Here is a 23,289-nt window from a genome sequence, read left to right on the forward strand (position 1 = left end):
TCGTTTCAAATCTCACGATTTCGCTAAAAACTCGAATGCCACTAAGGATCATGGTGCAAACTTTGCACGTTTCCACTCCACTTGGAGTCATACATCCTCTAGTCTCACGACGGTTCTCCACTAAGCCTCTGAAAATCCAGCCTATGGCTTGTCTGTTTCACGAGGCATACGAGTTGCTTTTGAGATCTCCTGGGGCGGCTAGGTATCGTCAATTCTGAGCGGGACCTTACTAAGCCCATCACGATTGGATAAGGCCGATCCGTCGGCCGGTATGCCACAGCAAACGCATGATCGGAGGGGGGCATGAGAAACACAATTCTGGCAGGAATGTGGGTGACAGTCTGTGCATCAGCGATACTGAGCTTCGGACTGTGCGCCGATGCCGAGGCGTATGAGTCGGGAACCGTCACAGATGGCGGGACAATGCGGGGTAAGATCACGTTTAAGGGTTCAGTGCCGGAGCCGAAAGAATTCAAACTGCATCGCTACCCAGATCGCGCATTTTGTGGAGAGCTATCGGATGGCAACGGGCATCGTCTCCTGAAGGAAGTCAATATCGGCCCGGACGGTGGGCTCAAGGATGTGGTGATAGTTGTGGATGACATTAAGAAAGGAAAGCCATTTACTTTCACCGATGCCGAAGTGGAAGCGACCATGTGCCAGTTCTTGCCGTTCGTGACCGTGGTCAGCGACAAGCGTCGAGTCACCGTCGTCAATCGGGATCCGGTTGCCCACGATATTCAAGGCTACGCCTATGACCAGGCTGGAGTGGATATCGTCCTCCATCGGCCGGCGCTGAAAGTCAGCGGGACTACGGATGTCGTGCAGCTGGTCAAAGGGCGGAAAGTGTTTACCATGCAGTGTGGTATGCATCCCTACATGCAGAATTGGGGATATGCCATCGACAATCCCTATTATGCGGTGACGGATCTCGAGGGCTCATTCGCCATAGGAGATCTCCCGGCCGGCACCTACCGCATCAAGGCCTGGCACCCGATTTTGGGAATGCAAGAGCGGGAGATCACCGTGAAACCAAATGAGACGGTCTCCCTCGATCTGTTGTTTGAAAACAAGTAATGGAGCACGACGTGTGCATTATCGGGGTGCAACCGGCGATTGTTCCGATTGCGGCTTGAGCGGGCTGACCGCGTTCTGATCTCGCCCAGGCTGATAGGTCTCCAGCATTTTCTTGATCGTCGGCATGAGCCGATCTTCCGAGTGGAGCGGGACCTTCACCCGGATGCCCCGTCCTTCGTTGCGGCCAAGGGAGAAGATGTGGTGTTCGATCATCTCGCCCTGTTTGTCGTCCTTGTACGTGAAGATCAATTGCTTCCCCGGGAATCCTGCCAGTGACCTCTCCTGGTCTTGCCGCCACCGTACGGGGATGTTTTTCTTCCCATACAGTTCTGTGATGATGCGGCGATGAGCCGAGGCGAACTCATCGAGCGTCTGCCGTCCGTCCTGGCTGCTGCCGCCCACCACATTCATGTGACCGGATAAGGCGACGAGGGTGTGCTCAATGGAGGGGTAGAGCGTCACGCCGGTTCCATCAGGTAGCGGGTTGCCAAGGCGCCAGTCATCCGGATAGCGGACGGAAAAGCCGAAACGGGCGTTGGTGTAAAGTTTCCAACCCCGTTCTTCGTTCTCCAACGCTCCAGCCAAGGTGGTTTCGGTCATCACACCGAAACTCATCACTACTACCAGCGCCACCAAGAAACAAGTCTGGGTTATTCGAATCTTCATACGCCGAAATGAATGTTGGCCATCGTGTGTGTTATCGCGCGGGTCTCGCACAGCGAAACCCGATAGTGGATGCCCGTTGTTGCGGTGCTGCTCCGCTTCGCGTGGCGGTACGGAGCAACACCGGCGCGCTCTTCCACGATCCACCCCGCACCACTTTATAGCGGCCCTGACCAACTCCGCGCGGATTGCGGTCGGGCATAGTCGCATAATAATCGATCCCAAACCAATCTTGGACCCACTCGGCGGCATTCCCGGCCATATGGTGCAGGCCATAGGGACTGCGGCCCTCCTCGCCGCTGTCAACTGCAGCCACGATCGGAATTTCGTGGACATGGTACTGTCCGAACATGGCCACCCCCGGTGCAGGAGGCTGTTGCCCCCATGGAAACAGGTTGCCGTGATCACCCCGTGCCGCCTTTTCCCACTCGGCTTCGGTCGGAAGGCGCTTGTCTCGTGCGCGACAGAAATCCGAGGCCTCGGCCCATGTGACGTAGAGGGCCGGCCAACGGGTTAACGTCGCCGGCGATACGGCATGCACCGTCGTCATGTGATCGATCAGCTTGCGTATTTCTTCAGGAATAGGACGTTGCTGTTGTTGCAACCACAACAGGAATTCTCCGAGGCTGACCTCATCTCGGTCGATATCAAACCGATCAAGCCACACTCGGCGCTGTGGCTGTTCGGTGTCATCGTAAGGGAACTCGAGACTGAAAGATGTCTGGGCGGTCCTGGCGGTTCCGATGAGAAACAAGCCCTCGGCCACCGTCATCATGGGAGAACCGTGGGCGAGCGCGGCGATACGGCCGGATGACGACTCTTCTGTTGCGTCTCCGATCGCCGGCTTCGCCAAGAGTCCCACGAGCGTCGCAATGACGAGAAGCCCGAGAACGGCTCGATGACGGATCATGTCTTCCTCTACCGATAACATCGGCTAGGAGTCAATGGTCGTCGTGAAAATGCCCCATCGATCGTCTTTCGAGAGAGCAGATGGCGACGTGGTTTCGAGTGACACGGGACACATGACGATTTTTCCTACCGGATCGATTATTATGCGGCGATATGTATTCAACCTTGGTGGTGCTGCACATCCTCGCCGCCGTCAGCTGGGTTGGGGGGATGATTTTCCTGTCCCTCGTTCTGGCGCCCTTGGTCCGGGGCCGCAAGGCGGCGCCGGAATTCATGGCCCTGTTCCGATCCGCCGCGCTTCGATTTCGCCCTGTCGTCTGGATCGCGATCGCGGTCCTCTTGGCCACCGGCCCGATGTTATTGTCCCAACGCGGCATCCATGTCATGGAGCCCGCCTCATGGACTGGTATTGTGACGGTGAAGCTGACTCTGGTAGGCCTTCTGTTATTTTTGACCATGCTGCACGATCTCGTACTTGGTCCCAATGTCAGTCGGGTCAGCGCGATTCCAGAACCTCAACGAACGACAGGGGAGCAGATCGTGTTCAAGACCGCGCGCTGGATTCCCCGCCTTTCATTGTTCATCGCGCTGGCTGTGGTCATCGCGGCGACGGTACTGGCGCGAGGATAACATGCTCCGCTCATGACCTACCTGAAGGCTCTCCGCTGCCGTGGGTGCATCACAGGTCATGGACGAATCAGCTGAGCGATACATCCGGCGACGTGTGAAGGCGGCGCTCGCTCTCGTTGTGTGGTGTTCTTTCGGTCAGATGTCCTATGCCGAAGGAGACGAGACGCTCCAGGCACGCGAAGTCGTCGTGGCCGCGACCAGAATTCCCATGGCTCCGTCGCGCATTTCAGCTGCGGCGACCATTTTGACGCAAGAAGACATCCGCCGCACGCCCTTTCAGAGCGGCACACAGATCGATGACCTGTTGCGCTATGTGCCTGCAGTCCAGCCGAGTCTCCTTGGCAGTCGATACAACCATCCTACTGCCCAATTCGTCAGCATCCGAGGCTTGGGAACCCGACGCGCCCTCGTGCTGCTGGACGGTGTGCCGTTGAACGATGGCTTTGGAGGGTGGATCAATTGGGGGCTTGTGCCTGACCGAGTCGAACGGGTCGAAATCATTCCCGGCGGCGGATCGAACCTCTACGGCACCTGGGCGATGGGTGGAGTCATCAATATCATTTCCGAATCCGGTCGTCCCAAGACCGGCGCAAACGGTGAACTGAGTGGAGGGTCGCTTGGGACAAACATCCAATCCGTCAGAGCTCAATATGGGAATGACCGAACGGGGATGATCATCAGCTATCGCCGTTTTGATACAACGGGATTTCTCACAGTCCCGTCCTATCAACGAGGGCCTGTGGATCTACCCGTCGGGTCGGAGCATCATCAGTTCACCGGCCGAGTCTCCCATGAGCTGACCGCTCACACGACCGCCACGATCTCGGGCACCTATTATAGGGAAGACCGTTCCTTTGGAACTCCGTTCAGTCAGGGCGACCGCACGATCGGCACAGTTTCATTCGGCTTGAAGGGAGATCAGGGCAGGTGGGGAGTGTGGGAAGCGAAAACCTTTGCTCAATGGCAAACGTTCAATAATCAGAGCGCTGTCGTGCTTCCCTCACCCTTCGTCCGCCTGTCCGATCAACCGGACCGGCTACAGACAATTCCTTCGAACGATATCGGCGGCATGGCGCAATGGAGCGCGCCACTTCTCTCGTTCTTCCGGATCGTGATGGGCGGTGACGCGCGTGCGATCATCGCACAATCCCAAGAAGTGCTTGTCGCTTCTCAGGCGCCGTTCATGACGCGCGGCAAACAGCTGGGGATGGGAACGTTCGGTGAATTGATCTTCGAGCCGCTCGATGCGTTGGTACTCACGGCCGGTGCGCGCTGGGATTGGTGGAAGAACTTCGGCGGGTCGCGTACGGCAGGATCAGGACCGATCAGCGCGACGCAGGACAATACCGCGAGCATCATCAATCCAAAGTTCAGCGTGCTGTACCGGATCAACGACCGTGTACGCGTCGGGGGATCGGTCTACCAGGCGTTTCGCGCGCCGACTTTGAACGAATTGTACCGAGACTTCAGTTCGTCAGGGTTTACGTTTCTGAGCAACGACCGTCTGGAGCCGGAACGGCTCACCGGCGGTGATATGAAGGTCGAAGCGGAGCTACTGCCGGATGGCCTGCTCGGATTCCGCGCCACCGGCCATTACGATGTGATCAAGGACCAGATCCTCTTCGTCACTCAAGGACCGGCGTCCGCGATGAGACAGAATATCGGAGAAGGTCGATCGGTCGGCACCGATGTCGAATTACGGAGCCGGCTGGACGACCGGCTTTATCTGACCGTCGGATATTCATTCGTGGATTCGGTGATGACGAGTTTCCCGGGGAACCCGTCCCACGAGGGCCTGCGCATTCCGAACGTCTCTCGACACCAGGTGACGGCCGCGCTCACGGTCGGCCAACCGAGCGTTGTGCAGTTCACGCTTCAGGCCCGATACCTGTCCCGGCAGTTCGCGGACGATCTGAACCGGCAACCCATCGCGGATTTCATCGTTCTCGATGCGTCACTGCGGAAACGAATCGCCTCATGGGCAGAACTGTTCATTCATGGCGAGAATCTCACCGACAGGCACTACATCGCCACGCAAACGGGAGGGCTCAAAACACTCGGACAGCCGCTCCTCGTCCTTGGTGGACTCCGGATTGATCTTTAGCCGGGATAGTGAAGGAGATCCGCCGGGGTTCCATAGCAATCAACACACTTATCGAACCACCCCAAAGCTAGGAGTTCTTGGCGCAACGGAACCCATAGCCGAACTGCCGACTGGATGGTTCGGCATTGAAGCGAAAGGAGGAACGCAGAAATTCCTGGATATACAGCCAATTACCGCCCCGCACGACTTTCGATTTACCTGTCGTCGGTCCTTGAGGATTCTTGGCCGGGCTCTTCTTGTAATAGTCATGGTCATACCAGTCGTTGACCCATTCCCAAGCATTACCGGCCATGTCGTAGATGCCGTAGGGGCTCTTGCCCATCTCGAACATCCCCACCGGAACCAACGCCATATGGTTTGCCCATTCCTTTTTGCCGAAATTCGCGTGGAGCCTGGTGGGGGCCTCGTTGCCCCAGGGATAAAGGCGGCCATCCGTCCCTCGCGCCGCCTTTTCCCACTCCGCCTCGGTGGGTAGGCGCTTACCGGCCCATTTGCAATACGTGGCGGCATCAGACCAACTGACATTGACGACGGGGCGCTTTTGATGTTGGGGTTGGTTCATGATATCCCATTCCGGCGGCGCCTCAAGGTCCGTCGCAACCAGATACTTGGCATACTGCCCAACCGTCACGTGGTACTTATCCATATAGAAGGCATTGAGGTAGACGCGATGCACCGGCCTTTCATCGGGGCTCATGGTGCTCCCCATGGTGAACTCTCCAGCCGGCACCAGCGCCATCGGCTGGTCGTCTGATTTGAGACTATCCAACACGGTGGTCGAGCGTCGACCAGGGAGTTGTGCTTCCAATTGTTGATAGGCAGTCAGTTGCTCACGGTTGAGCCCTAGCTCATTGGCACCGTCCAGGGCTTCCTCCGCCTTCTTGATTTGCTCGGGCTGAGCCTGCCCAGCCGCAATCAGACCTTTCGCTTCCTCCAACAACCGCCAGGCCGTCACTTCCTCCAGCGATCGCCACACCTCCATTTTGCGCAACCGTACTTCCTTCGTCCCGGCTGTCCTGGATTTCGCATCCAAATGCAACGCGGTTTCGTAATGTTCTTCGGCGCAGGCCCAGGCAGCTAATCCCCGACAGGCCTCAGCCAAGTTAAAATGCGCCTGCACATTCGAGGAGTTGTTCGCGATGCCGACCTCCAGCGCCGCGCGCGCTTCCGCATACTGCTTCTTCTTCAGCAGCGTCTCCCCTTTGGCAAAATCCTGTTCGCCTGTCTCGGTTGCCGACGCCGCCATTGAGGCCGCGACTATTCTCAAGCATATGAGAAAACCCAGAGCCCTAAGGGTCTGCCTCATAATCGCTTCCCTCCCACTGGTAATGGTCTATGGCAGCGGGTCTTGTCTTCTATACAGAGTATCGGCCGTCGTGAACACAGCTTTCGTGACTCGGAACATAGCATAATGCAGCCCAAGCATAAAGGAGCCTCCGCGGTCGACTGAATTGTGTAGAGTGATGGTCGTGGATCGCGACAGATCTCCGGCAAGTTGCGCCCGGCGTCTCTCGGATCGATGCAGGAGTACGCCGGGCAAACGAAACGCACACGGCTTACGGCTGGGGGTGCGGCTTGTCCTTGTAAGCGCCGTGATCCCCCGGGCTCTTCATCAATTTTTCACCGGCGATTCGGGTGACTGAAATCTCCTGAGGAGTTCCCTCCCGCTTCACCGCCAATTTCACACTCGTCCCCGCTTCACCTCGAATCATCTTCACCACCTGCTCGTAAGTCTTTCCCGAGACTGCGACTCCGTCCACGCTCACCAGCTCGTCTCCGTGCTTCAGCCCAGCTTTTTGGGCCGGTCCCTCCTGATGCACTCTGCCGACATATAACGTTGCCGGGTCGCCGACACGGTCGGCCCCGAGGTGGAGCGAAATACCGATTACACCGGCTCCCTCTGTAGGAGCAGGCGATGCCTGATCTTGTTGATCTGCAGCCCGAAGCGGACTGCTCAATAATAGACTGAATATGACACCTGCCATGACAGCAATGTATCTGTTCCGCATATGCAATCCTCCGATTTGTTGTGGTTAAGAAAGTACGCTTTATCGATGTTCCCATTCGACCGGACCGTGGATAGGACCTTGATCACGCTACCACGTGTCCATGAGAAGAAGGTTAAGTGGACATTAGAACGTCTACCGAGCTCAAAACCCAGCACCTTGGTGCCATCGTTCACCCCTTGCTAGGTGTTTGCCTAGGAACCTAGAATAGATTCCTTGGCCCAGGGTGCCAGGGTGTTCCATACGCTCTATTACGGTGGCCTCTGCCGGTGGAAGCTTATGGAGAAGGGGTAGTTTTTAATGTCCAGCGATCGGACCACGGCACTGTTGGGGAGAGGAGCAGAACAAGTGACAGTTCCGGTAGATGGCATGCCGTCAAGAGGTTGGCTTGTCCCAACGGTAGTCACAACGATCGTCGTGTTTGTTTGCGATGTGTGGGCACCACCAGGCTATGCGGTACCGATTTTCTTTACGCTCCCAATCCTTCTCACTCGACTGAACCCTGAGTTACCAAGCACAATCGTCACAGCCAGTAGCACCGTCCTGCTCACATGGTTAGGAGCAGCACTAAGCCAGACCGTGGTCACGCAACACGATAGCCCAAATCGAGCGATGACGACGACCCTGCTCTTGGGCATCGCCTGGCTCGTCATCACTCAGAAACAATCTGCACGGCAGATCCAGATGGCGCAACAGGCGAGGCATGAGAGTGAGGAGCGACTGCGCATCTTCATCGAACATGCGCCGGTGGCGCTTGCCATGTTCGACCGAGACATGCAATATCTCGCCGTCAGCCGCCGTTGGATAGACCACTATGGCTTATGGGACAAGCAGATTATCGGCCGTTCGCATTATGAAATCTTCCCCGACCTTCCGGCGCGATTGAAGGTCGCGCATAAGCAAGGGTTGGCCGGCGAGATTGTGCGTGAGGAAGAAGACCGCTTCGAGCGAGCCGATGGGTCTGAACAATGGCTCTGCTGGGAAGTGAGACCTTGGCAAATGCACTCTGGTCGTGTGGGCGGCATCGTCATTTTTACAGAGGACATCACCGACCGAAAAAAGGGCAGTCTGGCCTTACTGCAGAACCAGAAAGAGCTGCGCATTCAGCAAGCACAGTTACAAGACCTCACGGAGAAACTTCTGACGGCGCAAGAACAGGAGCGGAAACGGATTGCCCGCGATCTGCACGACGATTTTACGCAGCGGCTCGCGGCGCTGACCATTGACCTTCAAAGCAGATCCATTCTTCAGGCTTCTGAGTCTGATGCATTGAACTCTTGGCACCTCAAGCAGTTAGGGGATAAGGCGGAACAGCTCACGACCGATCTACAACGCCTGGCGCATCAACTTCATCCCTCCCTTCTCGAGCATGCGGGCCTGGAAGCAGCCGCCAGAGAATATGTGGAGGAGTTCTCCGCGAGAACCGGATTGGCCACGGAGATTGTCGTGCGAGACTTGCGAACTCCCATTCCGCTCGAGCACGCCACGTGCCTCTATCGCGTGTTGCAGGAAAGTCTGCAAAACGTCAGGAAACACGCCGAAGCCACCAACGTCCTGGTCCGTCTCATTCGAGCGGGGCGCACTGTTGGAATATCCGTTGTTGATGACGGGTGCGGGTTTGAGCAATTTCAGAACGTCGGTAAACTGGACGGGTTGGGCTTAACCAGCATGGCGGAGCGTGTGAAGGCCCTCCATGGCACATTTCACGTGAGAACGAAACCGGGAGATGGCACGGAGGTCGAGGCCTGGGTGTCGCTCCCTGACGTGATTGGCGACGACTGACTGCTTACAGAACAGGTACAGCGTGCATCAAGACAGGTGCCTCGTTAAATGGTGAGCCTAAGGGAGCAACCATGATGAAGAAGCCTCGTGTGTTGATGGCTGACGATCATTCCATCTTGCTGGCCGGTGTGCGTAAATTGCTCGAGGAACGGTACGACGTGGTGGGGATGGTAGAGGATGGCCGAGCCTTGCTCGAGGCGGCGGAGCGGTCTAAACCGGACTTGATTCTAGTCGATATATCCATGCCGCTCTTGAATGGTCTGGATGCGGTGCGGCGACTCAAGAAATTGCAGCCCGATGTGAAACTCCTTTTTCTCACCATGCATGCGAGTCCGCAGTATGCCACCGAAGCGTTCAAAGCCGGGGGCAACGGCTATCTGTTGAAACAATCCGCCGTCTCAGAATTACCGCAGGCGATCGAGGCCGTTCTGCAGGGAAAATACTATCTGACTCCGTCCATCGCCAAGCCGGTCATCGAGAAAGCCCTGAAGGCTGAAGAAGGACCGTCCGTCAAGGGGTCCATTGCCGAATTGACACCTCGGCAGCGCGAAGTGTTGCAATTGATCGGCGAAGGCAAGAGAACAAAAGAGGTTGCCGAGCTACTGAAGCTCTCCGTGAAGACCGTCGAGTTCCACAAAAACTGCTTGATGAAGGAGTTGGACATTCACACGACGACGGAGCTAGTGCGGTACGCCATTGCGCAAGGACTGACTCACGAACAGCCCTAGCCCTGTTCGGTCACAGCTCCGGCTCCGCTGCGAGAAATAGTTCACCGAACGTGTGATTTTAGATTCAATCGCTAACTGGACGCACTCTCCTGGCCTTAGCGTTGTCTCTCATAGACTGGCGACCAAGGGTGAAACCCAGGCATGTGACTCTACTCCCAGCAAAATTAGTGTTGGAAATAGAGCCAACTCCTAGTTGGCGATATGGTGCTCTTGTAGGTTCGGCCCCCATAGAAGAAGCCAGGCATGAGAAGTCGACCGTTGGTTGCTCATATCCACCACCCGATCATTTTTCATCCCATTTAATTAATACGCAGCAGAGCCCTCCCCTAGAAAGCCCGCTCGCACTGGCCGGCAACATTCGCCTTGAAAACTGGGGCAACTCCTAGTTTTCTACGTATTCCTCTCTGTATTAGAAAAGGTAAACCTCCCGAAGGCATGAGAAAGGTAGGTGACTCATGGCTACAGACGCGTTCGTTGATCGAGTTCGAATCGCACTGGAGCAGCAGGGCACGGCGTGTCTCATGGAAGAAATTGTGGCACTCTGTCCGGACTTGACCTGGAATCAGGTGTTCCTAGCCATTGATCAGCTAAGCCGGAGGGAAGAGATCCGTGTGACATTGGATGCCGATAGGACCTACAGGATACAAACCTATCGTCCTGCAGGAGACACGCGTGTGGACGTTTCGCCTGTTCACCCTCGGATAGTTCAGCAGGGCATTACTTAGTCTTACCGTAAGCGAGCACACGCCTTAGGATGTGTCGCTATTCGGCCTCATGAGTACCTGGTCTGAGGATCTCCAGTGAACCGACATCTGCATGTACCCCAAAATGACAATGCGATTCGTGTGGAGATATTTGAGCCATCAATGGAAATGCAGGTGATTCAGAACGCCGAACCGGAGATCGGTGTCGCCGCCCGAAAAATGGGCTGCACACATCAGCGCCTCATCGCTGATGTCCTAACCAGAAGCGGCAAACGAACGGGCAAGGTTCGTTGCCTTGAATGCTGCACCGAGATCGATGATCCGTATCTCAGTCAGAAGTAATTGCCTTACCGATAGGAGGTCCCTATGCCGGCACATGCCGTCGCTCATCGTACTCAGCGTTCGACCTATCACCAGAAGCCACTGAGACCCATTCGTGTCCTCCTGGTGGATGACCACTTCCTCGTCCGCCAGGCATTGCGAAAGTCGCTTGATCGTTTCGTCGATATTAACCTAGTGGGTGAGGCGGCAAATGGAGAGGAGGCAGTGAAGCAGGTGGACCGGTTGAAGCCGGCGGTGGTCGTAATGGACATCAACATGCCGGGGATGGACGGGATTGAAGCGACAGGACGCATCATGCGAAAACATCCTGACTTGCATGTCATCGGCCTCTCATTCAACGTGGGAAAGAAGAATCAAGAGGCGATGTCGAATGCCGGTGCCCATACATTGCTCGACAAGGGGGCCGCGCATGAGCAGCTGTATCGTGTAATTTCTCAGGCGGTCAGCAAGGTCACCGACGCGAGTAGCTCCGGCATGCGTCACGCCGTGTAGTAGACGATGGCTGGTCTTCCTTTCCTTCGGTACGCAAAACGCCCTCCTGGTCTATGGCCTTATGCAACAGCCATGGCTACCACTCAGTCCAAGTCTATTGGTTCTCAGGCCCACCGTCGGTAGGTCTCAACTCATCAATTGTCCAATCGAAATCCGCCATAGATGCCCTGTTTACCCCATCAACTCTCTCCTTGCAGTTCTCCCGGAAGCGTGGAAGACGTTCAACCAGTTTTCTGAAGGCGGATGACGACCTGCTCCGGTCGCACACTTTCTCCTGTCGATGATCGCCGCTGAGGAGTCCGAGATGCACCTTCTCGAACAAAAACTTTGACCTGTGCGGGGCCACTCAAGCAGCAATATCGATGTGGGAAGTGGTTCAGAGGCATCTGTATCGCAGTCGAAGCCGATGTTATGTACACTACGGATCAGGGAGTAAGCATGACACAGTCGGATTCTGTCGGTTCGATCTTAGCGATCAATGGAGGGTCGTCCTCACTCAAGTTCTCGCTCTTTCGAGCCGGGGATATGCCGGTCCGTGTTGTGTCCGGATCAATCGACCGCATCGGATCACCGGATGGAACATTGACATGGACGCGTAGCGACGCGGATGCCGCCGAAAGTCGGAGGTTCCAAGTTTCTCATCACTTGGCTTGTATCGACCCTTTATTGGATTGTGTCAAAGACATGCTCGCGGATCATCCACTCCGAGCGATTGGACATCGGGTCGTACATGGTGGCAGGCATTATCGTGAATCCCAAATGATAACCCCCGCTGTCATAGAAGAGTTGGAGCGATTGAGCCCTTTTGACCCAGAGCATCTCCCGGCTGAGATCGAATTGATCAAGGGGTTTGCGCAGCGGTATCCTGATCTCCCGCAGGTTGCCTGTTTCGATACCGCCTTCCACCGTAGTATGCCGCGCATGGCCTACCGGCTGCCGATTCCCCGGCGATATGAGAAGCTGGGGCTACAACGATACGGATTCCACGGGTTGTCCTATGCCTTTCTCATGAAAGAGCTGGCCAGCGTTGGAAAGCCGGGTGAAGCAAACGGTCGTATCATTCTGGCTCATCTTGGAAACGGAGCAAGCATGGCCGCCGTCAACAATGGCCAGAGTGTCGATACGACGATGGGCTTCACTCCTGTTTCCGGCCTGCCGATGAGCCGTCGGTCCGGAGATCTTGATCCGGGGGTGCTTCCTTACTTGGCGCGAACAGAAGGCATGACCGTCGAGCGGTTTCACCGGATGGTGAATACCGAATCGGGCTTGCTCGGAGTTTCGGAGATCAGTTCTGATATGCGGGACTTGCTCAATCAAGAGCAGCGTGATCCGCGGGCAGCCGAGGCGGTTGAGTTGTTTTGTTATCAAGCTCGAAAATGGATCGGCGCGTTGGCAGCGGTGCTGGGCGGATTGGACACCTTGGTCTTCAGCGCCGGGATCGGAGAGCATGCTCCGGTGATTCGCGCACGCATCTGCGACGGCTTGGAATTTCTCGGCATCGTCGTCGATGCGACGCCCAACGAGGCTAACGCCCCGGTGATATCCAAACAGGGATCCCCCGTGACGATTCGCGTGATGCATACGGACGAAGAACGTGAGATTGCGGAATCGATCATTCGGTTGCTCGGAGTCAACCCTACAACGTAGTGAGGAAGCATGGCGCGCAAAACCAAGACATCAGTGAGTCCTGACCTCCTGAAGAAGATGGATGCCTATTGGCGGGCGGCGAATTATTTGTCCGTCGGTCAAATCTATCTGTACGACAATCCGCTGCTGACGAAACCGCTGACGCGCGCCCACATCAAACCGCGCTTGCTTGGTCATTGGGGAACGACGCCGGGCTTGAACTTCATCTATGTGCATCTCAACCGGATCATCAAGCAGCACGACCTCAACATGATCTATATCGCCGGGCCCGGCCATGGGGGGCCGGGGCTTGTCGCGAATACCTACCTCGAAGGGACCTACAGCGAAATCTATCCGAACGTGTCGCAGGATGAACAAGGCCTGAAGCGACTGTTCAAGCAATTTTCTTTTCCGGGAGGCATTCCCAGCCATGTGGCACCGGAAACGCCCGGTTCCATCCACGAAGGAGGCGAATTGGGATACTCGCTGTCCCACGCGTACGGGGCCGCATTCGATAATCCCGACCTGATCGTCGCCTGCGTGGTCGGCGACGGCGAGGCCGAAACCGGTCCGCTCGCGACGAGCTGGCATTCCAACAAGTTTCTCAACCCGGTCACTGACGGCGTAGTTCTACCCATCCTCCATCTGAACGGGTACAAAATTGCGAGTCCTGCGGTCCTGGCGCGGATCAGCCGTGACGAATTGGAGGACCTGTTTCGCGGTTACGGCTATCGTCCCTATTTCGTCGAGGGCAACGACCCCTCCGTCATGCATCACGTAATGGCCTCGACGCTCGACGCAGTAGTGACGGACCTCCGGCGGATAAGGGCCGCCGCCCGCAAAGGTGCAGAAAAGCGACCGATCTGGCCGATGATCGTGCTTCGAACACCCAAAGGCTGGACCTGTCCGCCGGAGATCGACGGCAAGCGGACCGAAGACTACTGGCGGTCCCATCAAGTCCCGATGGGCGACATGGACAAACAGGCCCACGTCAAGATTCTTGAGCAGTGGATGAAGAGTTATAAGCCGGAAACGCTGTTTGACAAAACAGGACGATTCAAGTCTGAACTCGCTGAGTTAGCGCCCAAGGGAGAACGCCGGATGAGCGCGAATCTCCACGCCAACGGCGGAGTTCTCCTTAAAGATTTGCGTCTGCCCGATTTCCGCCGATACGCCGTCACCGTGAAAAAACCGGGTGCCGTCGAAGCCCAGGCCACCCGCGTCATGGGGACATTTCTTCGGGACACCATGGCGCTCAATATGGACAGCCGGAACTTCCGTCTCTTCAGTCCCGACGAGAACAATTCCAACCGCTGGCAGGACGTATTGGAGGTGACGAACCGAGCCTGGATGGCGGAGCGGTATCCATATGACGACCACCTGGCACCGGACGGTCGGGTCATGGAGATGCTGAGTGAGCACCAATGTCAGGGGTGGCTGGAAGGCTACCTGTTGACGGGCCGACACGGATTTTTTTCCTGTTATGAGGCCTTCATTCACATCATCGACTCGATGTTCAATCAGCATGCCAAGTGGCTGAAGGTCTGTGACCATATTCCGTGGCGAAGACCGATCGCCTCGCTGAACTATTTACTGTCGTCTCACGTCTGGCGGCAGGATCACAATGGTTTCAGCCATCAAGATCCAGGCTTCATCGATCATGTGGTGAATAAGAAGGCCGAGGTGATCAGAGTGTATCTGCCGCCCGATGCCAATACACTGTTATGTGTCACGGATCACTGCTTGCGTAGCCGAAACCATGTCAACGTGATCGTGGCCGGCAAGCAATCGGCTCCCCAATGGCTCAATATGAACGAGGCGATCGCTCATTGCACAGCGGGAATCGGCATTTGGGCATGGGCAAGTAACGACAAGGACAGCGAACCGGATATCGTGATGGCCTGTTGCGGCGATGTCCCGACGATGGAAACGCTGGCCGCTGTTTCCTTGCTGCGCCGATATTTACCGGACGTGAAGGTGCGCGTGGTCAACGTGGTGGATCTCATGAAGCTGCAGCCTCCGGCCGAGCATCCGAACGGATTGTCCGACCGGGATTTTGACGCGCTCTTTACGATCGACAAGCCGATCATTTTCGCCTTCCATGGTTATCCCTGGCTGATTCACCGGCTCACGTACCGGCGGACCAATCACAAGAACCTGCATGTACGTGGGTATAAGGAGGAGGGAACCACGACGACACCTTTCGACATGGCGGTGATGAACGATATCGACCGGTTTCATCTGGTCGTCGACGTCATCGACCGGATACCCCTGCGCGGCTCGCGGGCCGACTATACCAAGCAGGCCATACGAGACAAACGTGTGGAGCACAAGCAATACATCAGGGAGCATGGTGAAGATATGCCGGAGATCAGTCGATGGAAGTGGAGTGGGAATAGGAAGTCTGTACGGCGGCCCCATGCATGACAAGGCAGTGATCCATGTGTCCGCCCGTTCGTGGATGCTGCGGTCATGGTCACCAGACCGGGTCTGCATTCTCGGAGTGCGACGGAATGGCCATGTACACTCTGGATGTACTCAATGTGCCACCTTGGCACACCGCAAAATCGAAGCGAACCGCGACAAAACCATGTGAATTTCCCATCCGAAATGTGCTATTGGAAGCGGCGTCCAGCCTGTACTGCACAATTTTGGATGGGAGGATTTCATGGGTCGCAGAGTGTCTGTCGAACGATGGATTATCGGGATCGTGGTTATCGTCTGCCTGCTCGCAGGACAGGCCTATGCTGATGATTCGAACGAGAAGAAGCCGAATGACTCGACGCCGAAAGAGGTACTGGATTGCCGGTACCAGCAACCTCCTGAACTCTCGGAAGGGGAAGCCACGAGTGAGATGTTTCCGTCGGACGATCTGTTTCGTCCCCTCTTGGCCGATCCGAAGCAGCCGCAATTCTTTGCACTCTGGCAATCCATGCAATCTCGAAATGAACGGACCAATGCGAACATTGGGTCGGTCGGCATTGGAGAAAATTTTGGATTCTATACCAGGCGAAACGGATGTAATGGATGGCAAATCAGCCTCCTGACGGGGATTTTCGCGCAATTTGATTTGGATACGTCGAATTCCGCACTCATCAATGTCGACTTCAACGTGGGCATCCCGCTGACCTGGCGCCATGGCAACTGGTCCGCACGCCTGCGCTTTTATCACCAGAGCAGTCACATTGGAGATGAGTTCCTGGGGGCTCACCCTGGATTTCAGTCGATCGGCCTCCAGTTTGAAGAAGTCGATATGATTGTGTCCTATGATGTCCAGAAATGGCTGCGTCTGTACGGGGGAGGAGCGGTGATGGTCAATCGACAACCCTCCCAGATCGACCGCAATACCGTGCAATGGGGTTTCGAAGCGCGGACACCGACGCCAGTGGGACGATCGTACCTGTTTGGTCTATTCTCGAATCCGATCCGCTTTTCGCCCGTCCTGACGGCGGACTTTAAGTCCGTCGAAGAGCAGGCCTGGTATATCAACACCAACTTGCTCATGGGCTTCGACATGTCTCGGGCCGGATCATTCAAGCGCCTGCGGATTCTTTTCAACTACTATCACGGATATAATCCTTATGGGCAGTTCTTCTACTCACAGAAGACCGAGTCGTTTGGAGCCGGCGCCTATTTTATGTTCTAGAGTTACGCGTAGATGCTGAGAATCGGTCAATGTTCAAGCTGTCGGCGCTGGGGAAAGTCCCGCTCAGCACCCTGGAGGAGCAACGCCGATGAATAAGAAAGTCTCCTTTTCAATCTGGTACGTGCTGCTCGCCGTCATGGCGGTGGTGATCGTGCATGACTTCATCCACGCCCTCAGCAAGGTCGAAGAACTGCCGTACAGTGAATTCAAGAAGTTGGTGGCAACCGGGAAGGTAGCCGAGGTCTCGGTGACCAGCCAAGTGCTCACCGGAAAGTTGAAACCCGAGGGAGATTCGAAAGAGCAGAAGGTCTTTGCAACCGTGCGAGTCGAGGACCCGGACCTGGTCCGCGAACTCAATCAACATGGCGTCACTTTTTCCGGAGTCATTGAATCCACGTTTTGGCGCGATCTTCTGTCGTGGATCATCCCGGTTGCTCTCTTTGTCGGTATCTGGTTCTTCATTTTTCGCCGATTGGGACAGGCCCAGGGCGGCTTCATGCAGGTCGGCCAGTCGAAGGCGAAGATCTACATGGAAAAGGACGTCAAGGTGACGTTCGCGGACGTGGCCGGGGTAGACGAGGCCAAAGACGAATTGCGCGAGGTGATCGAGTTCCTGAGGACACCGGAGAAGTTCACCAAGCTCGGAGGCAAGATTCCCAAGGGAATCCTCCTCGTCGGCCCGCCTGGAACCGGCAAGACGCTGCTGGCGAGGGCGGTGGCGGGCGAGTCAGGAGTGCCGTTCTTCAGCATCAGTGGATCCGAGTTTGTCGAGATGTTCGTGGGGGTGGGGGCGGCCAGAGTCCGTGATCTGTTCGAACAGGCGAAGGGCAAAGCTCCCTGCATTATTTTCATCGACGAGTTGGATGCACTGGGAAAAGCCCGCGGTGTCGGCCCCATGGCGCACGAGGAGCGTGAGCAAACCCTCAATCAGCTGCTGGTCGAGATGGATGGATTCGACCCTCGCGTCGGCGTAATTCTCATGGCCGCCACCAACCGTCCTGAAATTCTCGACCCTGCCCTGCTGCGCGCGGGTCGATTCGATCGCCATGTGACGGTGGATCGTCCAGACAAGAAAGGGCGTCTGGACGTGCTTCGAGTTCACGCCAAGAAGGTGGCGTTGAGCCAGGAGGCTGATCTGGAACAGATTGCAGCAATGACACCGGGATTCTCCGGAGCCGATTTGGCAAATGTCATCAACGAGGCGGCGTTACTCGCGGTACGCCGAGGGAAAGATCAGGTGAGCTTCGCTGAGTTGCAGGAGGCCGTGGAGCGGGTCATCGCCGGATTAGAAAAGAAAAATCGCGTCCTGAACAAGATGGAAAAAGAGCGGGTCGCCTTTCACGAAACCGGCCACGCGCTCGTCGCCCTGTCCATACCAGGGTCAGATCAGGTGCAGAAGATCTCCATCATCCCACGCGGTGTGGCGGCACTCGGTTATACGCTGCAGCTTCCGACGGAAGACCGGTTTCTGATGACGAAATCGGAATTGGAGAATAAAGTCGCTGTATTGCTCGGCGGGCGGATTGCCGAAGAGACCATCTTCGGCGAGGCCTCGACGGGGGCGCAGAACGATCTCGTCAAGGCCACAGACATCGCGAAAAGTATGGTGAAGGCCTACGGAATGAGCGAAAAGCTCGGCACCATCACGTTGGAACGGGAACGACAGCCTCAGTTCCTCCAACTTCCTGTCGCGTCTGAAAAAGGCGATTACTCCGAAGAGACTGCCCGTGAAATCGATTGCGAAGTGCGGCGGATCATCGAGGCGCAATATGGACGGGTGAAGCGATTGCTGGAAGATAAGAAGGCCGCTCTGGAACGAGGGGCGAAGCTCTTGTTGGAGCGAGAGGTCATTACCGGTGCGGAGCTGAAGGCGGTCATGGAAACTATGTGAGCGGTGTATGGAGCTGTCCTCGCGGCCTTTCGTGAGAATCCGAGTGGCTGTGATACTCAATCGCATGAAGAGTCGGGGTGACCGACGGAGTAGAGCCGGTGGAAGAACAGGCAACGATCTCTGTCGAGGATAATGTGATCCATTGCCGCGGGGCTTGGACTCTTCCGAACTTGGCTCAGCTGGAGCGGGGAGGTCGGGCGCTTCGATGGCCGGAGACTTCGACCGTCCTGTACGACGCCGGTGAAGTGACCGCCATGGATACGGGCGGCGCCCTCGTGCTGCAGCGCTGCATCGAAGGTGTGCGGCACAAGGGCCAACAGGCGTCACTTCAGGGGCTGAAGCCGGAATTTGCCGAACTGCTCAGGAAAATCGAGATGCAGTGGTCTCGACCCGAACGTGGAGTCCCTGTCCGCGGACCGGGGTGGGCTGAGAGCCTTTCGCGCGCCATACAGTCCCGGCAAGCGTCCACGATTCGCGCGCTCGCCTTTGTTGGGGAAAGTACCATCGCGTTCGGCCGGGCACTGATGCGGCCGAGTTCCATTCGATGGCGGGCGCTTTTGCGGTTCGTCGAACTGGACGGCGTCAGGGCCTTGCCGATCACGGGCTTGCTGACGTTTCTCGTCGGAGTGGTGATTGCCTATCAAGGCGCGGAACAGTTGCGGAAGTTCGGCACGAACATTTTTATCGTGGACTTGGTCGGCATCTCGCTGGTGCGTGAGATTGCGCCGTTGATCGTGGCGATCCTCATCGCCGGCCGTTCGGGATCAGCCTATACGGCGGAGATCGGCACCATGAAAGTGACGGAAGAACTGGATGCCGTACGGACATTGGGGATCTCACCCATGAATCTGCTCGTGCTGCCTCGGTCGCTTGCCTTGATCATCGCCCTGCCCCTATTAACAGTGTACGCAGATGTCGTGGGCGTATTCGGCGGCATGCTCATTGCCCTGGGAGAACTCAACGTGAGTTTCGCGGAGTTTATCGCGCGATTCGAAGAAGCCGTCCCTGTTCAACACTTTCTCATTGGGTTGGGGAAGGCACCATTTTTCGCGGCGATCATCGCCCTGGTGGGCTGCTATCAAGGATTTCAGATTCGTGGTGGTGTGGATGATGTCGGTCGACACACCACCATCAGTGTCGTGCAGGGAATCTTTCTCGTGATCGTGTTCGATGCAATCTGCAGCATCCTTCTCAATTGGTGGGACCTTTGACGAGACCGCATGGGTGTGTGGGAGATAGTTACTGATGCCGTCTGCCATGAATGCAGAGACACCGGTCATCGAAGTGAACCATGTCGCGACGAAGCTTGGACAGGCTGTCGTGCATGAGGACGTCAGTCTGTCCATTCGCCGGGGTGAAATTTTCGCGATTGCCGGAGGCAACGGGTCCGGCAAGACCACATTGTTACGGGAAATCATCGGTCTGATCACTCCCTCGGCTGGAACGATACGGCTGTTCGGATTGGACAGCCGGCGATTGGAAACGGGCAATGGCCATCCGGTCCACCGCCGATTCGGTGTGATGTTCCAGCATGGCGCACTGTTCAGCTCATTCACGCTGGCGGAGAATGTCGCGGTCCCGCTGAGGGAGCATACGACACTGAGTGCGGGGCTGATCCGCGACATGGTTGCCGCCAAAATCGCGATGGTAGGATTGCCGCCGGACAGCGCCGCGAAATATCCCAACGAGCTGAGTGGTGGCATGCGGAGGCGGGCTGCACTCGCCCGGGCGATCATCATGGATCCGGAATTGTTGTTTCTCGACGAGCCGACGGCCGGACTCGATCCGATCATCGCGGCTGGATTCGACGATCTCGTGCTCTCGTTGAAGAGTCTCTTGGGATTGACGGTGGTCATGGTCACGCACGATCTGGATTCGCTATGGCGTATCGCCAATCGTGTGGCCGTCCTGGGCCGTGGGAAGGTGTTGGGTGTTGGAAGCATGCAGGAATTGTCCCGATCGGACGATCCCGTCGTCCGCGAATACTTCCACGGACCACGCGGGAGGGCGGCGAGCGAACAGGCGGCGTGGAATCACCGGGAACTTCAGCCGTGAAACGTGAAGCGTATCTCGTGAGTCAAGTCAATGAAGAGTTGCGAGTTCTGTGTTCGAGTTCTATAACTTGAAACGTGAAACTCGAAACTAGGAACTCAGGATCGAGATACGAGAGACGAATGACGAGATACTAAGAAGGCATCCGGATGGAACCAAAGGTCAATTATATTCTGGTCGGCTCGTTCGTCGCGTTTCTCGGAGCGGCTGTCCTAGCCGGCATTTTGTGGCTGGGAAAGACGGATTACCGAGGCTCTTACGACCGGTACTTGGCCTATATGCGGGAGTCGGTCGCAGGATTGAGCGTGAATTCTACCGTCAAGTATCGGGGCGTCGATGTAGGCCGGGTCAAGGCCATTGCCTTAAGCCCGGACAATCCGGAAGAAGTTCTGTTAACGATGGAAATAGTGCGCGGAACGCCGATCAAGACCGACACGATCGCCGTCCTGGAGACCCAGGGGCTCACGGGTCTTGCAACGGTCAATTTGACCGGAGGAAGCCGAGAGGCTCCTTCGTTGCAAGCCCAAGAGGGGCAAGCCTATCCGGTCATCAAGACCGGTCCATCCCTGTTCTTCCGCTTGGATGAAGCCGTCTCTCGTTTACTTTCTGAAGAAGGTCTGGCCCAACTCTTGGTCGATCTTGATACGGCGGCGAAGGGGGCGGCGAAGGTTTTGGATGAAGAAAATCGCGTGCTGCTCAAGAAGACGATCAAGGACCTCGCCGATGTCGCGCAGGCTGTCGCGGCTCATAAGACGCAGATCGAGCAAAGTCTGGACGGTGCCGCCAGAAGCGCCGACAACCTTGTCAAGTTGACGGCCTCGCTCAATGCGCAGGTTCCGACCTTACTCGCGGGGATTAACAAGAGCGTCGTCGCGCTGGGCACTGCGACGGACGAACTGGCTCGGACCAGCAAGACCGTGGGAACGGTCGTCAATGAGGCCAGACCCGAACTGCAACAGTTCACGCGGCGGACTCTTCCAGAAGCCGGCTCATTGGTCACGGAACTGAGACAGCTCACGAGTACGTTGACTCGGGTGGCGAGGGATTTTGAACGAGAGCCGAGCTCTCTGGTATTTGGACGAAAGACGCCGCCCCGCGGTCCGGGGGAGTAAGATCGGAACGTGTCATCTTGATGAGATGATGAAGGATCGGTTAATACAAGTCGCGTGTGCGCTCTTGATAGTAACCGCAGCCGGCTGTCTATCACTCGGCAAGGATTCTCAGGAGATTCGTACGTATCAGTTGAGCCTTGATGGCTGGCACAGCGCGGGCCGGCCTGACGGGAGCAACGGCCCGGTGTTGCTCGTGAGTCCGCCCCAACCGGAGCCCGGATTTGAAACGCAACGCATGGTGTACGTCAAACGTCCGTACGAACTGGACTTCTATGCCGTGAATCAATGGGCCGATACCCCGGTGCGCATGCTCACGCCGTTGATGGTTGAGGTGCTTAGCCGGAGTGGGGTGTGGCATTCCGTGATTCCACTGCCAAATTCGATCCGCGGAGACTATCGCCTGGATACCTATGGATTCTCCCTGCAACAGGAGTTTTTCCAGCAACCGAGCCGAGTCAGGGTGTCGATCCGCACACAATTGGTCGATCTCAAAGAATCCGAAATCGTGAGCACGCGGGCTTTTGAAGCGGTGGAGAATGCTCCGAGCGAGAACGCCTATGGAGGTGTGCTGGCTGCCAACCGAGCGGTTGCCGCCTTGCTTGATCAGGTCGGCTCATGGCTTGGGCAATGCGTGCAGCACTCGTCGGAATGTGGCCGTTAGGGAAAGTGTTTGGCTGGTTCGACTTCTCCGCCTAGGGGTCAGCGGGTCTTTCCTGCTGCTCTAGGTCCACTGCTTTATCCTGTCTAATTCTTGGGCGGCCACTGCCGCTTCCCATCCATTCCCGCAAGAAAGAAAGCGAACCCTCACTTCATGTTGGACCGGAAAACCCGATCGGACTCCAACTTCCGCGTCCGCCGCCTCCGATCCAAAGACAATCTTGCACTCGGCCAGCCCTTGGAGACCGATGCCTTGTGCCTTGAGCGCCGCTTCTTTCGCAACCCAGTAGCGGAAGAATCTAGCCGCACGCTGTTCCTGGGGCAACCGCATGATCGCTGTATGTTCGGGGTCTGCAAAATAACGCTGGGATAGTTTTTCCGCCTCGACACCCAACCGAACGAATTCGAGATCGACTCCGACCTCTTGCGCGTTTGAAACCGCAATGAGCGCGCGGCCATGGGCATGGGACATATTGAACGTGATCGCGGATCGATCTCCCAATTTCGAAGTCACGAAGGGTTTGCCTGCTGCGCTCCGCTCCAGCGCCACGACATCCGGGGAGACCCCAAGGTACCAGCTCAGCACCGCTCTGAGGCCACCATGAGCCAGCACGTAGTGCTGCCGATCCTCTTCTCGAACCAGGCGAGCCGCTCGCCCTCGCTCGACGTCGTCCAGCCATTGTGCGCATCTCGTGAGGCAGTCTGGCGACCCGTTGAGCTCAATACCCCAGAGATGCACGGCGTTCGGCTCAAGCGAGACGGGATCCTGCCGCTCTGTACTGGCTAGACGATCGATTGAATGGAATGAGATCCGCACATTGTTATCCTGATGCCGACAGCACCTTCGTTCCTCGGCAAACGGAGCTGG

Annotated in this window: 21 protein-coding genes; 16 read left to right on the top strand and 5 right to left on the bottom strand. The window is 56.6% G+C overall.

Annotated features, from left to right (window positions below; translation table 11 throughout):
- Positions 1-303: 303 nt before the first annotated feature.
- A complete protein-coding gene (locus H8K03_12480) occupies positions 304-1,077 on the top strand; it encodes a carboxypeptidase regulatory-like domain-containing protein (GenBank protein UVT18642.1) in 774 nt (257 codons plus the stop codon).
- Positions 1,078-1,095: 18 nt separating this feature from the next.
- Here the strand turns inward: H8K03_12480 and H8K03_12485 are convergent, their stop codons facing one another.
- The gene (locus tag H8K03_12485; GenBank protein UVT18643.1) at positions 1,096-1,677 is read right to left on the bottom strand and encodes a hypothetical protein; all 582 of its coding nucleotides are present in this window, start codon (positions 1,675-1,677) and stop codon (positions 1,096-1,098) included.
- A 97-nt stretch (positions 1,678-1,774) separates the two neighbouring features.
- Entirely contained in the window at positions 1,775-2,650 is an 876-nt protein-coding gene (locus tag H8K03_12490; GenBank protein UVT18644.1) for an SUMF1/EgtB/PvdO family nonheme iron enzyme, read from the bottom strand.
- Positions 2,651-2,802: 152 nt separating this feature from the next.
- Between H8K03_12490 and H8K03_12495 the strand changes: the two genes are divergently transcribed.
- Positions 2,803-3,279, top strand: a complete 477-nt coding sequence (locus H8K03_12495) for a CopD family protein (GenBank protein ID UVT18645.1) — start codon at positions 2,803-2,805, stop codon at positions 3,277-3,279.
- A 40-nt stretch (positions 3,280-3,319) separates the two neighbouring features.
- A complete protein-coding gene (locus tag H8K03_12500; GenBank protein UVT18646.1) occupies positions 3,320-5,383 on the top strand; it encodes a TonB-dependent receptor in 2,064 nt (687 codons plus the stop codon).
- A 67-nt stretch (positions 5,384-5,450) separates the two neighbouring features.
- Here H8K03_12500 and H8K03_12505 read toward each other — a convergent pair whose 3' ends face one another.
- Together H8K03_12505 and H8K03_12510 are read right to left on the bottom strand one after the other, a co-directional pair.
- The gene (locus H8K03_12505) at positions 5,451-6,122 is read right to left on the bottom strand and encodes a formylglycine-generating enzyme family protein (GenBank protein UVT22466.1); all 672 of its coding nucleotides are present in this window, start codon (positions 6,120-6,122) and stop codon (positions 5,451-5,453) included.
- Positions 6,123-6,939: 817 nt separating this feature from the next.
- Complete coding sequence (locus tag H8K03_12510) at positions 6,940-7,392, bottom strand: PDZ domain-containing protein (GenBank protein ID UVT18647.1); 453 nt, start codon at positions 7,390-7,392, stop codon at positions 6,940-6,942.
- A 345-nt stretch (positions 7,393-7,737) separates the two neighbouring features.
- Here H8K03_12510 and H8K03_12515 point away from each other — a divergent pair, with 345 nt between their 5' ends.
- From H8K03_12515 to H8K03_12575, 13 genes are all read left to right on the top strand, one after another.
- On the top strand, positions 7,738-9,171 hold the full coding sequence (locus tag H8K03_12515) for a PAS domain-containing sensor histidine kinase (GenBank protein ID UVT18648.1): 1,434 nt from the start codon (positions 7,738-7,740) through the stop codon (positions 9,169-9,171).
- 74 nt (positions 9,172-9,245) lie between these two features.
- A complete protein-coding gene (locus H8K03_12520; GenBank protein ID UVT22467.1) occupies positions 9,246-9,899 on the top strand; it encodes a response regulator transcription factor in 654 nt (217 codons plus the stop codon).
- Positions 9,900-10,354: 455 nt separating this feature from the next.
- On the top strand, positions 10,355-10,624 hold the full coding sequence (locus H8K03_12525) for a hypothetical protein (GenBank protein UVT18649.1): 270 nt from the start codon (positions 10,355-10,357) through the stop codon (positions 10,622-10,624).
- Between the two features lie 75 nt (positions 10,625-10,699).
- Positions 10,700-10,945: a hypothetical protein gene (locus tag H8K03_12530; protein UVT18650.1), complete on the top strand. Its 246-nt coding sequence runs from the start codon at positions 10,700-10,702 to the stop codon at positions 10,943-10,945.
- A gap of 24 nt (positions 10,946-10,969) precedes the next feature.
- A complete protein-coding gene (locus H8K03_12535) occupies positions 10,970-11,437 on the top strand; it encodes a response regulator transcription factor (GenBank protein ID UVT18651.1) in 468 nt (155 codons plus the stop codon).
- Positions 11,438-11,875: 438 nt separating this feature from the next.
- Complete coding sequence (locus H8K03_12540) at positions 11,876-13,084, top strand: acetate/propionate family kinase (GenBank protein UVT18652.1); 1,209 nt, start codon at positions 11,876-11,878, stop codon at positions 13,082-13,084.
- A gap of 9 nt (positions 13,085-13,093) precedes the next feature.
- On the top strand, positions 13,094-15,490 hold the full coding sequence (locus H8K03_12545; protein ID UVT18653.1) for a phosphoketolase family protein: 2,397 nt from the start codon (positions 13,094-13,096) through the stop codon (positions 15,488-15,490).
- A 241-nt stretch (positions 15,491-15,731) separates the two neighbouring features.
- Positions 15,732-16,709: a DUF1207 domain-containing protein gene (locus tag H8K03_12550; GenBank protein UVT18654.1), complete on the top strand. Its 978-nt coding sequence runs from the start codon at positions 15,732-15,734 to the stop codon at positions 16,707-16,709.
- Between the two features lie 88 nt (positions 16,710-16,797).
- Positions 16,798-18,600 carry an ATP-dependent metallopeptidase FtsH/Yme1/Tma family protein gene (locus tag H8K03_12555; GenBank protein ID UVT18655.1) on the top strand — a complete coding sequence of 601 codons (1,803 nt, stop codon included), beginning with the start codon at positions 16,798-16,800 and terminating at the stop codon, positions 18,598-18,600.
- 77 nt (positions 18,601-18,677) lie between these two features.
- Positions 18,678-19,811 (top strand): ABC transporter permease, encoded by a 1,134-nt coding sequence (locus H8K03_12560; protein UVT18656.1) that lies wholly within the window; start codon positions 18,678-18,680, stop codon positions 19,809-19,811.
- Positions 19,812-19,857: 46 nt separating this feature from the next.
- Positions 19,858-20,655, top strand: a complete 798-nt coding sequence (locus tag H8K03_12565) for an ATP-binding cassette domain-containing protein (protein ID UVT22468.1) — start codon at positions 19,858-19,860, stop codon at positions 20,653-20,655.
- Positions 20,656-20,801: 146 nt separating this feature from the next.
- Positions 20,802-21,764, top strand: a complete 963-nt coding sequence (locus tag H8K03_12570; GenBank protein UVT18657.1) for an MCE family protein — start codon at positions 20,802-20,804, stop codon at positions 21,762-21,764.
- A gap of 25 nt (positions 21,765-21,789) precedes the next feature.
- Positions 21,790-22,425, top strand: coding sequence for a membrane integrity-associated transporter subunit PqiC (locus H8K03_12575; GenBank protein ID UVT18658.1), 636 nt, complete (start codon positions 21,790-21,792; stop codon positions 22,423-22,425).
- Positions 22,426-22,485: 60 nt separating this feature from the next.
- On the opposite strand, the gene H8K03_12580 is transcribed toward H8K03_12575, so the two are convergent.
- Positions 22,486-23,238, bottom strand: a complete 753-nt coding sequence (locus tag H8K03_12580; protein ID UVT18659.1) for a 4'-phosphopantetheinyl transferase superfamily protein — start codon at positions 23,236-23,238, stop codon at positions 22,486-22,488.
- Positions 23,239-23,289 lie beyond the last annotated feature (51 nt).

Source organism: Nitrospira sp., from assembly GCA_024760545.1.
Classification (GTDB): Bacteria; Nitrospirota; Nitrospiria; order Nitrospirales; family Nitrospiraceae; genus Nitrospira_D.

Coding starts and splice junctions, on each gene's coding strand:
- H8K03_12480 (UVT18642.1), top strand. CDS start 304: ATGAGAAACACAATTCTGGCAGGAATGTGGGTGACAGTCTGTGCATCA.
- H8K03_12485 (UVT18643.1), bottom strand. CDS start 1,677: ATGACCGAAACCACCTTGGCTGGAGCGTTGGAGAACGAAGAACGGGGT.
- H8K03_12490 (UVT18644.1), bottom strand. CDS start 2,650: ATGATCCGTCATCGAGCCGTTCTCGGGCTTCTCGTCATTGCGACGCTC.
- H8K03_12495 (UVT18645.1), top strand. CDS start 2,803: ATGTATTCAACCTTGGTGGTGCTGCACATCCTCGCCGCCGTCAGCTGG.
- H8K03_12505 (UVT22466.1), bottom strand. CDS start 6,122: ATGGCGCTGGTGCCGGCTGGAGAGTTCACCATGGGGAGCACCATGAGC.
- H8K03_12510 (UVT18647.1), bottom strand. CDS start 7,392: ATGCGGAACAGATACATTGCTGTCATGGCAGGTGTCATATTCAGTCTA.
- H8K03_12520 (UVT22467.1), top strand. CDS start 9,246: ATGAAGAAGCCTCGTGTGTTGATGGCTGACGATCATTCCATCTTGCTG.
- H8K03_12525 (UVT18649.1), top strand. CDS start 10,355: ATGGCTACAGACGCGTTCGTTGATCGAGTTCGAATCGCACTGGAGCAG.
- H8K03_12535 (UVT18651.1), top strand. CDS start 10,970: ATGCCGGCACATGCCGTCGCTCATCGTACTCAGCGTTCGACCTATCAC.
- H8K03_12540 (UVT18652.1), top strand. CDS start 11,876: ATGACACAGTCGGATTCTGTCGGTTCGATCTTAGCGATCAATGGAGGG.
- H8K03_12545 (UVT18653.1), top strand. CDS start 13,094: ATGGCGCGCAAAACCAAGACATCAGTGAGTCCTGACCTCCTGAAGAAG.
- H8K03_12550 (UVT18654.1), top strand. CDS start 15,732: ATGGGTCGCAGAGTGTCTGTCGAACGATGGATTATCGGGATCGTGGTT.
- H8K03_12555 (UVT18655.1), top strand. CDS start 16,798: ATGAATAAGAAAGTCTCCTTTTCAATCTGGTACGTGCTGCTCGCCGTC.
- H8K03_12565 (UVT22468.1), top strand. CDS start 19,858: ATGAATGCAGAGACACCGGTCATCGAAGTGAACCATGTCGCGACGAAG.
- H8K03_12570 (UVT18657.1), top strand. CDS start 20,802: ATGGAACCAAAGGTCAATTATATTCTGGTCGGCTCGTTCGTCGCGTTT.
- H8K03_12575 (UVT18658.1), top strand. CDS start 21,790: ATGATGAAGGATCGGTTAATACAAGTCGCGTGTGCGCTCTTGATAGTA.